This is a genomic window from Microbispora sp. CA-135349 (assembly GCF_050947365.1).
Lineage (GTDB): Bacteria > Actinomycetota > Actinomycetes > Streptosporangiales > Streptosporangiaceae > Microbispora.
In genome coordinates this window covers 381,081-394,304 of record NZ_CP192001.1, presented here as the reverse complement: position 1 = coordinate 394,304, position 13,224 = coordinate 381,081, and the positions used below count along the sequence as shown (strand labels likewise).

Sequence of the window (13,224 nt, the reverse complement as noted above, 5' to 3'; positions counted from 1 at the left end):
CCGGCTTCTCAGGCCTCTTCTGGGTCGCGTCCGAGGACCGACCGGCCTCCGTCGACGGGCACGGTCGCGCCGTTGACGAAGCTCGCCTCATCGGACAGCAGGTAGGCGACGACGGCGGCCACTTCCTCCGGGCGTCCCACCCTGCCGACCGGATGCAGCAGGCTCATCTCGTTCTCTACGCGGGTGGCCGCCGCGGGCTCCTGGCCGCGCAGGAACGCCTCATAGCGTTCGGTGGTGATCGAGCCGAGGGCGACGGCGTTGACCCGGACGCCGCGCGGACCGTAGTCGACGGCGAGCGCCCGGGTGAGCCCTTCGACGGCGGCCTTGGCCGTCGCGTACGTCAGGGAGCCCCGTACCGGCCGCTGCGCCTGGTGGGAGGAGACGTTGACGATCGCCCCGCCCGCACCGGCGTCGAGGAATCGGCGGATCGCGGTCATGCATCCGACGACCGCGGGGTTGAGGTTCGCCCCGATGAGATCCAGGACCTCGCGCCCCGACGGGGCGTCCAGCGAGGCCGCGCGGAACACGGCCGCGTTGTTGACCCAGCCGGTCAGAGGGCCGGCGGCCTGCGCCAGATCGGCGGCCTGCTCCGTGACCGTCTCGTCGGCGGCGTCGCCGACCACCGGGATGACCCGGGAACCCGCCGGATGGGTGCGGGTCCACTCCAGCGCCGAGGAGTCGAACTCGATCACGACGACGCTGTTCGCGTCTCCGAGGAGCCGTTCGACGAGCGCGCGCCCGACGCCACGGCCACCCCCGGTGACAACGTACGAAGAGCTCACATCCGCCCCTTCAGTGCATCGATATCTACTCGGCCGACGATCCACATACCCCGATGACCCATATATTGATCATCACTACTATTTGCGCCGTGATGAGAAAATTGATCTCCCTGGCCGCCGTCGCCGGCGCCGTCATCGGGGCCGTCGCCGTGACCGGCGCCGGCAGCGCCTCGGCCTCCTCCACCACATTCCTGCGGCTGCCCGGCGGGCCGACCCTGGAGATCCCCCGCGCCTGGCGGGTCCACCGGAGCGCCGACCAGGTGCACGTGGTGACCGGCGCCTGCGCCAAGCCCACGGGGCACTACTTCGAGCCCGGGTGCCGCGGATTCTGGGTGATGGGCGCGAAGACGCTCAAGACCGGCGGCGAGGGCTTCCGGCGCTACAACCCTGTCAATGGACCGTTCTATCCCGCCGTCGACGTGGCTCCCTGTCCGGCGAACCCCAAGCTCGGCCACGTCCTCGGCAAGGCGATCGCGGTCGGTTACCGGAACATCGGGCAGGGCCACAAGGCGCACTACCGCGTATGGCCGGGCCGCTGTGTCACCTATGACGACGCGACGGAGAAGTCGACGTTCACCCAGCGCGAGTGGTACCTGCCGAAGGAGAGGCTCCTCATCGTCGACCAGTGGGCCACCCCCGGCCTCGCCACCGTGCTGAAGAACGCCACCTGGGCGAGTTAGGCCTTTTCACCCCCTTTACAGAAGGGCCGGAGCGCCGGCCACGGCCCCGGCCCGCGGCGCCCTTCGGCCATAGATCCTCTGTCGGTCCGGGGCCGAACCCGCCACCTTGCGTCCGCGACGTCGGCAACTCCGGTGATCGGGTGTACTCGTGGGCCAGGTCGGTGAGGCGCGGATCAGGCATCCTTCGCCTGGTGGGGGCAGCCCGTCAATGCGGCCGCGGTCAGAGTGAGGTGCTGGGCCAGAACCTCGGCCGCGGTGTCGGCCTCGCGGGCCAGCGCCGCCTCCTCCAGGCGGCGGTGCTCGCCGAGGGCGTCCCGGTCCGGAGTGCGCTGCGCCGCCCAGCGGCGAGCCAGCTCGCTCGCGGTCCACATCCGGTCGAAGGTCTCCAGCAGGACGGGGTTGCCGCAGCCCTCCAGCAGGGTGCGGTGGAAGACCCGGTGGGCCTCGGACCATGCGCTGCTGTAGTACTCGCCCTCCTCAGGCACGTACGCCGGGGTGCGCGCCAGACGGTGGTGAGCGGCTCGGACGCGGGCCTCCCAATCGACGTCGCCGCGCTCGATCGACATGCGCAGCACGACCGGTTCGATGGTCCGGCGGGCCTCCGCGATCTCCTGCCAGCGGCGGTCGGAGAAGGCCGGGACGGCGAAGCCGCGGTTGGGCAGCCGGTCGGCGAGGCCCTCGCCGACCAACCGCACGAGCGCCTCGCGCACGACGGCCAGGCTCACGCCGTGTTCCTTGGCGAGATCCTGGGGTTTGAGAGCGTCAGCGGGGGCGTGGTCCCCGCGCATAATCGCATTTCGCAGGTGCGCGTAGACCTGCTCGGAGAGCATCTGCTTCCCCGGTGAGTTCAAGGCGTGGGCCGTCTGGGTCATGCGGCCATCATAGACGATTGGACAAATAATCGATTATCTGTGCTATGGTCGATCATGACGGAAGACGCCGGCGGTGCCTGTACGCGAACCGCCGGCCGCATCACGGCCAGTCCGCATCACGGCCAGTCCGCAGCACGGCCAGTCCGCAGCACGGCCTGAAAGGAACGACGCGATGAGCGCTAACGACCCCTTCGCCCGCCTCCCCGAGGCGGCCTCCTTCACCGTCACCAGCACCACCGTCAGCGACGGTGCCCCCTGGCCGCCCGAGCAGTTCTCCTCCGGCGTCCCCGGCGGGAAGGACATCTCCCCGCAGCTGTCCTGGAGCGGCGCTCCGGAAGGCACCAAGAGCTACGCCGTCACCGTCTACGACCCCGACGCTCCCACCGGGTCCGGGTTCTGGCACTGGGCGGTCGCCGACATTCCCGCCACCGTCACCGAGCTGCCCGAGGGCGCCGGCGACGACACGGGTTCGGGCCTGCCCGAGGGCGCCTTCCAGCTGCCCAACGATGTCCGCGCGGCCCGCTTCATCGGCGCCGCGCCGCCGGCCGGGCACGGCCCGCACCGCTACTTCATCGTGGTGCACGCCCTCGACGTCGAGTCCATCGGCGTGCCGGCCGACGCCACCCCGGCCCTCCTCGGCTTCACCATGTCCGGCCACACCCTCGGCCGCGCGGTCCTGACCGCCACCGCCGAAACGCCCGCCTGACCACCAGCATGTCCGGACTCATCGACACCACAGAGATGTACCTGCGCACCATCCTGGAGTTCGAGGAGGAAGGCGTGGTTCCCATGCGTGCCCGCATCGCCGAGCGCCTGAACCAGCGTGGCCCCACCGTCAGCCAGACCGTCGCCCGCATGGAGCGTGACGGTCTGCTGCAGGTCGCCGGCGACAGGCACCTGGAGCTGACGGAGGAGGGCCGGCGGATCGCCACGCGCGTGATGCGCAAGCACCGGCTCTCGGAGTGCCTGCTCGTCGACGTGATCGGGCTGGAGTGGGAGCAGGTCCACGCCGAAGCCTGCCGCTGGGAGCACGTCATGAGCGAGGCCGTCGAACGCCGCGTCCTGGACCTGCTGCGGCACCCGAGGGAGTCGCCCTACGGCAACCCGATCCCGGGCCTGGAGGAGCTCGGCGAGGAGGGCGTCGCGGATCCGTTCCTCGACGAGGGCATCGTCAGCCTCAGCGAGCTGGAGCCTGGACCGAACGGCGCGAGCGCGGTAGTGCGGCGCATCGGGGAGCCGATCCAGACCGACCCGCAGTTGATGCACACCCTGCGGCACGCCGGGGTCCGGCCCGGCGCGGCCGTGAACGTGACGTCGTCACCCGGCCGCGTGATGGTCGGCAGCGGCGGGGAGTCCGCCGTACTACCCACGCGGACCGCCGCGCACGTCTTCGTGGCCAAGCGGTGAATCCAGCCGGACGCCGACCCGTTCGCCCTGGTCCGTGGATGGCCCTCGACCACGATCACGGCCGAGGGCCGGGCTGGGCTACCCCAGAACCGTGCTCGTCCCCCGGCCCGCAGAACGGGGCGTCAACGGTGGCCGACAGGGCCCGCGACGAGCGGAAGGTGCGGCGGTAGGTGTCCGGAGGCACGCCGACCGTGCGGTTGAAGTGCCGGCGCAGTGTCGTGGCGGTGCCCATGCCGGTGGCCGCCGCGATGGCGTCGACGCTGTCGTCGGTGGTCTCCAGCAACTCCTGGGCGTGTCGGATGCGCTGAGTCAGCAGCCATTGCAGCGGGGTGGTGCCGGTCACCGACCTGAAGTGACGGCTGAGGTTGCGTGAGCTCATCCGCGCCCGACGGGCCAGGTCCTCCACGGTCAACGGCAGGTCCAGCCGTTCGATCACCCAGGGGAACAGTTCGGCGAGCGGGTGGTTGTCCGGGGCGGGCACCGGGGTGGTGACGAACTGGGCCTGGCCGCCGTCCCGGTGCGGCGGCACGACCAGGCGGCGGGCGACCGTGTTGGCGATCGAGGAGCCGTGGTCGAGGCGGACGAGGTGCAGGCACAGGTCCATGGCCGCGGCCTTGCCCGCGGAGGTGAGCACGCTGCCGTTGTCCACGTACAGGACGTCCGGGTCCACCCGCACCTTCGGGTAACGGGCGGCCAGGTCCTCGGTGTGCGCCCAGTGCGTGGTCGCACACTTCCCGTCGAGGAGCCCCGCGGCGGCCAGCACGAACGCGCCCGTGCAGAGGGAGGCCACGCGCGCGCCCGCCTCGTGGGCCGCGCGCACCGCGTCGACCAGGCCGGCGGGCGGGTCGACGTCGACGTCGGCCCAGCCCGGGACGATCACGGTGTCGGCACACCGGAGACGGTCGAGGCCGTGGTCGGGCTCCAGCCGGAACCGGCCGGCCCGTACGGCTCCCGGCCCACAGACGACGAGGTCGTACCAGGGCCCGGCCACGCCGGCCGGGTGCGCCCCGAAGACCTCGTACGCCAATGACAGCTCGAAATGCAGCATCCCGTCGGTGACGGCCAGCGCGACAGTGCCCATGTCCGGAATTGTATGGGTATTGGCGTTCCGGACACTCGCGACGCGACACCCGCCATCGCCAGGATGTTCACGACACAGATCGTTGACGGCAGGAGGAGAACCGATGGGATCGGGGCTCACGGTGGTGGTTTTCGGGGCGTACGGGCACACGGGACGCTTCGTGGTGGCGCAGCTGCGGGATCGTGGGTTCGTTCCGGTTCTGTCCGGACGCGACGCCGGCAGGCTGGCGACGCTGGCGGCGTCCGAAGGCGGGCTGGAGGCCCGCCCGGCGTCGGTCGGCGACCCGGCCTCGCTCGACCGCGCGCTCGCCGGCGCGGCGGCCGTGATCAACTGTGCCGGGCCCTTCGCCACGACGGCCGCCCCCGTGATCGAGGCGGCGCTGCGCGCCGGCATCCCCTATGTGGATGTGGCGGCGGAGATCGAGGCCAACGTCGACACGTTCACCCACTTCGCGGACCGTGCCCGCGCCGCGGGAGCGGTGGTCGTCCCCGCCATGGCCTTCTACGGCGGCTTCGGCGACCTGCTGGCCACCGCCGCGATGGGCGACTGGACGACGGCCGACGAGGCGCACGTCGCGTACGGCCTGAGCAGCTGGCACCCCACCGCCGGGACACGCGCCTCGGGCGTGATCTCCGGGCAGCGGCGGGGCGGCCGGCGCGTCCGTTACGCGAACGGCCGGCTGGAGTATCACCATGACGACCTGCAGACCCTGGAGTGGCCCTTCCCCGGCCCGATGGGGCCCCGGGCCGTCATCGGGGAGTTCAGCATGGCCGACATCGTCACCATTCCCAGCCACCTGTCCATCCCCAGCGTGCGTACGTACATGACGGTCGAGGCGGCCAGGGACCTGTCGGCCCCGGACACACCGGCGCCCGCCCCGGTCGACGAGAGCGGGAGGTCCGCGCAGACGTTCCTCGTCGACGTCGTCGTGCGCTCCGGCGGCCGCGAACGGCGCGCCGTGGCGAGCGGTCAGGACATCTACGCCGTCACCGCGCCGCTCGCGGTGGAAGCGGTCGACCGCATTCTCACCGGACGCACCAGGACGGTCGGCGTCGCCTCCGCTGGCGAGATCTTCGACGCCCTCGGCTTCCTCCGCGCACTGTCGCCCCACGTGTCCCTGGAACTGCTTTCCTGACGCGCTCCCCGGCGCCCGTTCAGCCGGGCTTGCGGGCGTAGACGTACATGACCGGCAGATCGAAGGCGTCCGGCTCGTCCAGCAGCTCGGCGACCCGAGCGAGGTAGCTCGCCCTCAAGGCGGCCGACTCCTCCGCGGCCAGCGACGCGACTTCGGGATAGTTCGGGTTCACCACGTGGCCCCGCCACAGATCCGCCGCGGTTCTGGGCGGGAGCGCGATCACATCCGGCACGGCCCGTTCGTAGACGAACCCCGCCTCGGCCACCGCCGCACGGCTGCTCTCCTCCGTGCCCACCTCCGCCATCGGGTCGATGAGGGCGAGGCCGAAGTCCCCGGCGCACTCACGGAACACCCGGGCCGCGCGGGGGAAGCCCGCCCGCATCGCGGAATAGCAGAGAAGGCCGCCCGGCCTCAGCACCCGGTGCCAGGCGGCGAACGCCGTCGAGGCCGGCAGATAGAGCATCCCCGCGCAGCACAGGACCACGTCGAACGCCTCGTCGTCGAACCCGTCTAGAGCGGTGGCGTCCGCCTTCACATAGCTCACGTTGGTCAGCCCGGACGCGGCGAGCAGCCGGTCGGCCTCCTGCAGCATCCCGGCCGAGATGTCCACACCGATCACCTGACCGGTGGGACCGACCGCCCGTGCCGCGGCCAGCGCCGCCAGCCCCGTGCCCGTGGCGGCGTCCAGCACCCGCAAGCCGGGCGTCAGGCCCGCGAGCTCCACCAGCCGCTCGGCGTAGCCGGCGTGCCAGCTCAGATGCCCATAACCGGCGGCTCGCCCGTCGAAGTACGACTCCATTCGCCTGTGATCCATAAGCCCATCATGTCCGCCCGCCGGGAGGCGGGCTTCCCTCCCGCCACTGTCCCGGCCGCGTATCAGTCGCTGCTGACCTACGCCGCAGGGTCGGGCCTCGCCGTGTAGCCGGCGTCGAGCCATACGGCCTGCGTGTGCTTGGGATCGCTCGCCCACCAGGCTGAGTGCTTGTAGGCGCTGGGAGGCAGCTCCGCACCGATGACGCGTGCGACCTGGGCGAAGGTCATGTCGACGTGCTCGCGTCCGTCCTGCCGGAGATGGCGTGCCAGGCGTTCGTACTGTTCTCGGGCGACCACGCCGTCAGTGTGAAGGTCGACTCGGCGCTTGTCACGCGCGGAGGATCTGCGAGATGCGCTGGTGGGACAGGCGCATCACGCTGCCCACGTCGCGGGTGGTCCACCCTTGGGCGGTGAGGAGGCGGGCGGCATGCCGGACGGCGTCGCGCTCGGCCTGCTCGGCGAGGGCGCGCGCCTGGCGTGCCTCGATGACAGCCGCGAGGGCGGCCTTGGCCTCCGGGTCGGCGGGCTCGACGTGGACGCCGATCGCTTCGGGCTTGTCCTGAAGGGCGTCGAAGATGAGCTGGGCGACGTTGCTCCTGACGTCTGCCCAGCTCGCGCCCTGGGCCTGGACCGTGCGCCCGCCAGGGATCTCGACCGTGGCGGTCCACTGCTTTCCGGTGCGCGTGACGGTCGCGAAGTATGTGACAGTTTCGACGGCGACGTCGTCGTCGCTCGGGGGGACGAGGTCGGGCTGGTCGAAGATCAAGTCGTGGTTCATCAGCTTCATGGCCTCACAACTTAGACACCACAGCGCGCCGCGTCTAGACTGCTAGCCAAAACCCGTCTAGCAGACTTGCCACCACCATCTCCGGCATGAAGCCTGACATCTTCGTGGAATTCGCCGCATTGGGCAGGCTCCGCTCTTTGTCGCCGGGCATGAGTCGGTCGGAGGTGTTCAAGAAGCTCGGCCGACCGGACGGGAGCACCTCAGGCTTCGACGCCGACCCTTATTACGCGTGGTGCTACGAAGACCTTGAGCTGGGCCTCACAGCCGCACATCACCGTGTGTCCTACATCGCCATCGAGCCTCGCGGCGCCCACGCGGAGCTGCCCGCCCTCGTTCATGCCGGCCGCGTCATGACACCCAGGAGGGACTGTTTCCTCGCAACGCTGCGAGCCCTGAAGCTGACACTCGGGGAATGCGAACCGTTCGTCCCCGGAGAGTCCTGGTGGCGGGTGAGCGAATCGGGGGTTGTGCTGCGGTTCGATGACGATGGCCTCCTGGAGGCTATCCATGCTTCGGACAAACAGCTCTCTATCCAGCTCTGACGGCGATGCCGAAGATCGCCCAATAGGTCCCCAGGAGATCGACAAAGCCTGCGGCTCCTACCTCAGCCGGTTACGGTCCGCGTTCTCCATCTCGGCGACGTCGCGGAGCCGAAGCGCCCCCGCCGAAGGCGACTCACTGGCGGTTCAGAGTCGGCTCCAGCTGCGGTGGGTCTCAAGTGCGTCGGAGAGTTCCCGGGCCGCTTCCGGCGAGCCGGCGGAGAAGAACGCGCGCTCCAGGATCGCCGCAGGGGACGGTCCTCTGATCCAATTGTCCAGGAGCACGTACCATTCGGCGCCGTGGGCGACGCTGACGGTGAAGTCGTGCACGAGCCACGCCATGTGACGGGCCGCCGCCTCGGTGATGTTGGACTCCCACTCGGAAAGGTAGGGGGCCAGATCCAGCTCCAGACTGTCGGCAATGATTTCGATCATCTTCATGACGTCGACGTCGCGCGGATAGTGGTTCAGGGTGTGCCGCCACCAGGCACCGATGGTGCCGATAACGGCTTCCTGCTCCGGTTGCCTCCAACTTCTCCAGCGGACGCCGACCCGGCCCATCAGGGAGTCGGCGTGGAAGAAACCGTCGAGCTCTTCGAGGATGAGCAGTTCGAGCAGCCGGGGGAGAAAGTGCTTGAATTCGTCGAGGTCACCCCAGGTGGACAAGGCATGGCCTGCGTAGGGCCCCAATGCGGATGCGGTGAGCATGCGGAGGGGTACTGCGCGCGTCGCACGAACCTGTTCATCGGACACGCAGTGGTCACACGCGTTGGTCTTGGCCGGAAGCGGATACCGGGAGAAGGCCGAGTAGAGAGTCTCCAACGCGCGGCCGAGATCAGACGGCGTGTCCATGCTCGGATGCTAGCGGGCGGCTGCTCGGGCAGCGGAAGTCGGGTTTTCCGCTTCAGTCGAGCGGGTTGCGCGTAGTCGTACGCGCCGCAGGAATCGTCGCTTCGGGTACAGGCGGCCCGAGCTGCCGGCGGCCGGGAGGACATGGCCCCAGGCGCATGTCCGGCCGCCTGGGGGGCGTAGGGCCGCGAGGTGGCGAGCAGCGCCACCGGCCGATGGAGCGCCGCGAGGACTACAAGATGTGGAAGGCACTCCTGAAGCAGGCCGGGGTCAGGGAAGCCCGTTTGCACGACGCTCGCCACACCGCGGCCCCCGCCGAAGCCCGGCGCGAGTACGTCGGAACCCTCGGCCAACACCGCAACCGCGACGGAGGCTTCTGGGGCGCCTCCACTGATCCCCTCGCCGCAGACCAAGCCCTCGCGGCCTACTGTCACATCATTTGATCTACTCCACCCACCACCAGCCGTTGCCAAGGTCGCGGACCGGATAGCCGACATCGCCTGCCGCGGTCTGCACCACCCTCTGACTGCCCTTTGGCAGGTAAGCGATCCCCGCCCCGGTCTCCCCACGCCACTGATCAATGAATACGGGCAGGTAGAGCGCGTTACCTTGCCGCTCGACCTTGCCGTTCACCGACAGGTGCTCCATCCACGAGGGCACCGTCATCGGTCGGCCGCTGTCATAGGCGTTGGCCAGTGCGGCGAAGGTGTCGCGATGGAGCCAGAACATCCCATTCACATAGAGGGCATTCCAGTCCGTCATGCGGACACCGGCCCACACGGTCAGCATGACAACGGTCGTCACGACACATCGGCCGTACGCCCTGCCCGCCAGATAGGCAATCGCAGTCTTCGTTGACCAGACGATCGCCCATCCCCAGGCCATCAAGATCACGATCCAACTGAGCCACAGGCTCATCCGGGAAAGCGGAATCCACAGGACTTCGAGGCCGACAAGGGCAAGCCAACCGGAGCAAGCAAACACGAGAAGCCGGGGAAGGCGTCTCCGCGATCCCGTCCGGACACAAGCTGCCACAGAGACAGTCTGATCAGTGGGCTACGCGGCAGCCATCGGTGCGCGAGATATCTGCATGCCCTTCACATTCGCCGCACAATTGCGTCCCTTCCCTACATCAGCCACCTCGCCGGTGCGGGCGAAGGCTCGTAGCTGTGGTCGACCATCCGCGGCCTGCTCCCCGCGATGCGGGCAGGCCTCGTCCAGATGTTGAAACCCTCGGTCAGTACCGCAACCGCGACGGAGGCTTCTGGGGCGCTTCCACCGACCCCCTCGCCGCAGACCAAGCCCTCACCGGCACCATCCCCGTCAACCAAGTAAGCGCCGCGGCCCTGCTCACCGACGGCGCCGACGCCGTTGACCGCTACGGCCTCATGACTCGGCGGCTTCTCCTCGACGTCCTGGCGCAGGACGGACCGTCCAAGCTCATCAGTCGGGTACGCGAAACCGAGCGCTCCGACCCCCACGGCGAACGCTGGCCACGCAGCAAGGCCCACGAGCATGCGAGCGCCGTCTTCTGCCTCGTCTGACTACTCGACCCACCACCAGCCGTGGCCGAACGGTCGGACTGGCCTGCCAAGGTCCCCCGCCGCGGTCATGAACACAGTCTCGTAATCGGGCGGAAACGGCACGTAGGCGATCCCCGCGCCTGTCTCGGCCCTCCAGTCCTCGTACACCGGGAGATACACGCCGTCTTCCTGCACCTGCACGCTTCCGTCAATTGAGAGGAGACCCGTCCACCACGGCACCGGCAGAGGCTCCCCCTGACGGTAGGCCGCACCGATAGCGTCGAACCGGTCTCGCTGTAACAGGAAAAGACTGTCGATGAAGGCGTTCTCCCAGTTCGGAATGGCGAGTGCGGCAGCAACGATCACACCCATGAATAGAGGCACCGTCGCCCGGAGATAGGCCCTACGCGACAGGTAGGCCATCACCGCAAGGAACGTCCACCACGCGGACCAGGCCAGCAACGCCATGATCAGCAGCCAGTACCACAACGAGAGCGCTCGGCCCAGTGGGAGGCGTAGATAGCAAGCGGCTACAAGCAGGAGCCAGCCCAGCAGGGCCACAGCCGACAGCGCTCGATGCCATCGAGAGCTCTTCCTGAGAGTCACCCGCGCAGTCTCGCCGTACGAGAGAGCACCGACCAGGCTTCTACAGGTACTTTCACCGGCTCTGCACACATCCTCCGCGGGCAGGCAACACAGCAAGACTGTGACCGGCTCGTGGAGAAAGATCCATCCCTGGACCATCCAGCTGCAGCAGGGGTCGGGAGATCAAAAAGCCCCCCTCGCCGAAGTCGGCGAGAGGGGCTTTGAACTGCGGAGGCTCGGGGATTTGAACCCCGGATGGGCTTAAGACCCAAACCGCATTAGCAGCTCGGCTCTTGGCCGTCCCGATCCGTTCCACCTGGACCAACACCGCTCCGCGGTCCTCCTGGAACTGCCTGGGACGGCGGGGAACTGCAACTAAAACTGCAACTAGAGCGGGCTCATGACCTGCGCGGATGCGCACGTCTCGCCCTCCGCGCATCCCGTATGCCGTCGACCCACCGCGAAGCGGCAGCGGGCCGGCGACGGAGGGGCAAGCCCGTCTTTGCGTGTACCTTAGCCGGTCGCTGTTCCTCGGCGATTGGATGCCAAGGGTCGCAGACGGGCTTGAGCCGGAGGAGCCGGTCTGCTGGGCTGTGCCTGGGTCGATGGCAGAAGGGATGCGCGGCTCCTACCTCAGCCACTTGCGGCCTGCGCTCTTCAGCGCGGCGCCATCCCGGAGCCGGAGGCCCTCGCCGGAAGACTTTTCAACTCTGTCCGGGAGAACAACAAGCTCCTGCGTCGTTGGAATAGGCGTCCCGAGAAAGGAGATGCCTGTGTCCGTGGTTGAGACCCTCGTAGGGACCGTAACAGGAGGAGCTATCGCAACCTTGAGTTCCTGGCTGGGAAGCCGTTGGCAGGCGAAAGAAGCCCGAGCGGCTCGACAGGAACAGTCTCAACGGGAAGACCGATTACGCTACGAAGCCGAGCGGCGGAATCTCTACGCACGCTTCGCGCTAATGGCGGACACCGCGGCAGGCGGCAAGTATGCGGCGCTGGAGGGCGATCTCTATCGGCTGCGCTGGGAGATCGGGTTACTTGCCTCTCCTGATGTGGTTCAGGCGGCGCACCGTCTGACCCAGGCGCTAGGTGGTGTGGGCCCGCATGCGGAGGATCCATACGTTGAGATCGCCAACTTCGTGCACGCTGTGCGAGCTGAGCTTGGGTTCCCCAACGATGGATTGTTACCGGAACACTTTTAGGCGCAGGACTGAACCTCAGTAGGCGGCATGAGCCGCCGCCGGCCGGGACCGGCCCCTAGGCCGCATGCCCGGCCGGCGAGCGGGCGACGGGCCGCGAGGCGGCGCGCAGCGCCGCCCTTGATCTCTACAAGCCAAATTCGGCAACGTCAAAACCTTCGGAGGGCTGGACATGGAATTGCTTCCGAGCATCCATTCAGAGGTCGGCCCCTAGTGCCTGCGTATTCACTCTCACCAAGCCTGCGGAGCCCTCGCGTTTCCGCAGGTCACAGGGCACCCCTGAATGGACATACCGGACAGGGCCTACCACTCGCCAGCCATAAGCTGCTCGACTTTCGCCACAAGATGCGGCTGATTGGTTTGAGCGAAGGTAGAAATCATAATAGCCATAAGCATTCGCTTTTGATGCTCATGAGGGAAGCTTGCAACGAAGGACCGAAGAATCCCCAACAATTGCATATCAACAGGAGTGTCAGTCGAGGGCGGTAAATCATCAAAAATCTTGGTCATGCCCTTTACTTGCTCAATCAGACCTTTTACTTGCTCTGGCGATGGGGGCTTTCCAAGTGCACCAGTCTGCGGGTCAAGCCACCAAGCCAAAGCGACACTGGGATCTGATAGAAGACCTCTCAACGCTGCCGCGCGCTGTCGCTGAGCAACATCCTCGATAGCCTGCAAGCGCTGTTTCTCCAGGAGCCTGTTTACCGCCGACTCGTCATCACGCGACATGCTTAGGCTGATCGAACCTACGACTATTACCTCAGGAATCTCCGGTACGGGAAAAGGTGTATCAAGCCTCACCTTACAAGAATCAAGCGCGCCCGCCATATCCGAAGGGTCGTGCAGCTTAGTAACAGCAGCAGCTTCCCTTCGCAGTAATATACGGGATGATGCCGCCACATATCGTGGCCTTTCTAGCGCCTTTTCAATGCCTTCCAAAACGGAGGCGCTCATGCGAGCAGAGAATGCTACGCC

The 13,224-nt window shown here is 67.9% G+C and carries 17 protein-coding genes; 7 read left to right on the top strand and 10 right to left on the bottom strand.

Translation table 11 applies throughout. The features are described from left to right. Nucleotides 1–8: 8 nt before the first annotated feature. Nucleotides 9–782: an SDR family NAD(P)-dependent oxidoreductase gene (locus ACQPZZ_RS01965; RefSeq protein ID WP_432928367.1), complete on the bottom strand. Its 774-nt coding sequence runs from the start codon at nucleotides 780–782 to the stop codon at nucleotides 9–11. Nucleotides 783–871: 89 nt separating this feature from the next. Here ACQPZZ_RS01965 and ACQPZZ_RS01960 point away from each other — a divergent pair, with 89 nt between their 5' ends. Next, the gene (locus tag ACQPZZ_RS01960) at nucleotides 872–1,462 is read left to right on the top strand and encodes a hypothetical protein (RefSeq protein ID WP_432928365.1); all 591 of its coding nucleotides are present in this window, start codon (nucleotides 872–874) and stop codon (nucleotides 1,460–1,462) included. A gap of 173 nt (nucleotides 1,463–1,635) precedes the next feature. On the opposite strand, the gene ACQPZZ_RS01955 is transcribed toward ACQPZZ_RS01960, so the two are convergent. Further along, nucleotides 1,636–2,334 (bottom strand): GntR family transcriptional regulator, encoded by a 699-nt coding sequence (locus tag ACQPZZ_RS01955; RefSeq protein WP_432928363.1) that lies wholly within the window; start codon nucleotides 2,332–2,334, stop codon nucleotides 1,636–1,638. 172 nt (nucleotides 2,335–2,506) lie between these two features. Between ACQPZZ_RS01955 and ACQPZZ_RS01950 the strand changes: the two genes are divergently transcribed. Continuing rightward, entirely contained in the window at nucleotides 2,507–3,040 is a 534-nt protein-coding gene (locus ACQPZZ_RS01950; protein WP_432928361.1) for a YbhB/YbcL family Raf kinase inhibitor-like protein, read from the top strand. An 8-nt stretch (nucleotides 3,041–3,048) separates the two neighbouring features. After that, nucleotides 3,049–3,741 (top strand): metal-dependent transcriptional regulator, encoded by a 693-nt coding sequence (locus tag ACQPZZ_RS01945; RefSeq protein WP_432928359.1) that lies wholly within the window; start codon nucleotides 3,049–3,051, stop codon nucleotides 3,739–3,741. Between the two features lie 55 nt (nucleotides 3,742–3,796). Here the strand turns inward: ACQPZZ_RS01945 and ACQPZZ_RS01940 are convergent, their stop codons facing one another. Further along, entirely contained in the window at nucleotides 3,797–4,822 is a 1,026-nt protein-coding gene (locus tag ACQPZZ_RS01940) for a helix-turn-helix domain-containing protein (protein ID WP_432928357.1), read from the bottom strand. 103 nt (nucleotides 4,823–4,925) lie between these two features. Here ACQPZZ_RS01940 and ACQPZZ_RS01935 point away from each other — a divergent pair, with 103 nt between their 5' ends. After that, nucleotides 4,926–5,957 carry a saccharopine dehydrogenase family protein gene (locus ACQPZZ_RS01935; protein WP_432928355.1) on the top strand — a complete coding sequence of 344 codons (1,032 nt, stop codon included), beginning with the start codon at nucleotides 4,926–4,928 and terminating at the stop codon, nucleotides 5,955–5,957. Nucleotides 5,958–5,976: 19 nt separating this feature from the next. Here the strand turns inward: ACQPZZ_RS01935 and ACQPZZ_RS01930 are convergent, their stop codons facing one another. From ACQPZZ_RS01930 to ACQPZZ_RS01920, 3 genes are all read right to left on the bottom strand, one after another. Beyond that, nucleotides 5,977–6,771, bottom strand: a complete 795-nt coding sequence (locus tag ACQPZZ_RS01930) for a class I SAM-dependent methyltransferase (RefSeq protein ID WP_432928353.1) — start codon at nucleotides 6,769–6,771, stop codon at nucleotides 5,977–5,979. A 77-nt stretch (nucleotides 6,772–6,848) separates the two neighbouring features. After that, nucleotides 6,849–7,067 (bottom strand): DUF7662 domain-containing protein, encoded by a 219-nt coding sequence (locus ACQPZZ_RS01925; RefSeq protein ID WP_432928351.1) that lies wholly within the window; start codon nucleotides 7,065–7,067, stop codon nucleotides 6,849–6,851. Between the two features lie 31 nt (nucleotides 7,068–7,098). Then, nucleotides 7,099–7,557 (bottom strand): hypothetical protein, encoded by a 459-nt coding sequence (locus tag ACQPZZ_RS01920; RefSeq protein WP_432928349.1) that lies wholly within the window; start codon nucleotides 7,555–7,557, stop codon nucleotides 7,099–7,101. An 86-nt stretch (nucleotides 7,558–7,643) separates the two neighbouring features. Between ACQPZZ_RS01920 and ACQPZZ_RS01915 the strand changes: the two genes are divergently transcribed. Continuing rightward, complete coding sequence (locus ACQPZZ_RS01915; protein WP_432928347.1) at nucleotides 7,644–8,099, top strand: hypothetical protein; 456 nt, start codon at nucleotides 7,644–7,646, stop codon at nucleotides 8,097–8,099. A 144-nt stretch (nucleotides 8,100–8,243) separates the two neighbouring features. Here the strand turns inward: ACQPZZ_RS01915 and ACQPZZ_RS01910 are convergent, their stop codons facing one another. Both ACQPZZ_RS01910 and ACQPZZ_RS01905 read right to left on the bottom strand, forming a co-directional pair. Then, on the bottom strand, nucleotides 8,244–8,948 hold the full coding sequence (locus ACQPZZ_RS01910) for a hypothetical protein (protein WP_432928345.1): 705 nt from the start codon (nucleotides 8,946–8,948) through the stop codon (nucleotides 8,244–8,246). A 441-nt stretch (nucleotides 8,949–9,389) separates the two neighbouring features. Continuing rightward, the gene (locus ACQPZZ_RS01905) at nucleotides 9,390–9,863 is read right to left on the bottom strand and encodes a hypothetical protein (RefSeq protein WP_432928344.1); all 474 of its coding nucleotides are present in this window, start codon (nucleotides 9,861–9,863) and stop codon (nucleotides 9,390–9,392) included. Between the two features lie 251 nt (nucleotides 9,864–10,114). Between ACQPZZ_RS01905 and ACQPZZ_RS01900 the strand changes: the two genes are divergently transcribed. Further along, nucleotides 10,115–10,489, top strand: coding sequence for a hypothetical protein (locus ACQPZZ_RS01900; protein ID WP_432928342.1), 375 nt, complete (start codon nucleotides 10,115–10,117; stop codon nucleotides 10,487–10,489). Here the strand turns inward: ACQPZZ_RS01900 and ACQPZZ_RS01895 are convergent, their stop codons facing one another. After that, entirely contained in the window at nucleotides 10,490–11,212 is a 723-nt protein-coding gene (locus ACQPZZ_RS01895; protein WP_432928340.1) for a hypothetical protein, read from the bottom strand. Between the two features lie 668 nt (nucleotides 11,213–11,880). Here ACQPZZ_RS01895 and ACQPZZ_RS01890 point away from each other — a divergent pair. Beyond that, nucleotides 11,881–12,252, top strand: coding sequence for a hypothetical protein (locus ACQPZZ_RS01890; RefSeq protein WP_432928338.1), 372 nt, complete (start codon nucleotides 11,881–11,883; stop codon nucleotides 12,250–12,252). Between the two features lie 300 nt (nucleotides 12,253–12,552). Here ACQPZZ_RS01890 and ACQPZZ_RS01885 read toward each other — a convergent pair whose 3' ends face one another. Then, a complete protein-coding gene (locus tag ACQPZZ_RS01885) occupies nucleotides 12,553–13,203 on the bottom strand; it encodes a hypothetical protein (RefSeq protein ID WP_432928336.1) in 651 nt (216 codons plus the stop codon). Nucleotides 13,204–13,224: the final 21 nt, after the last annotated feature.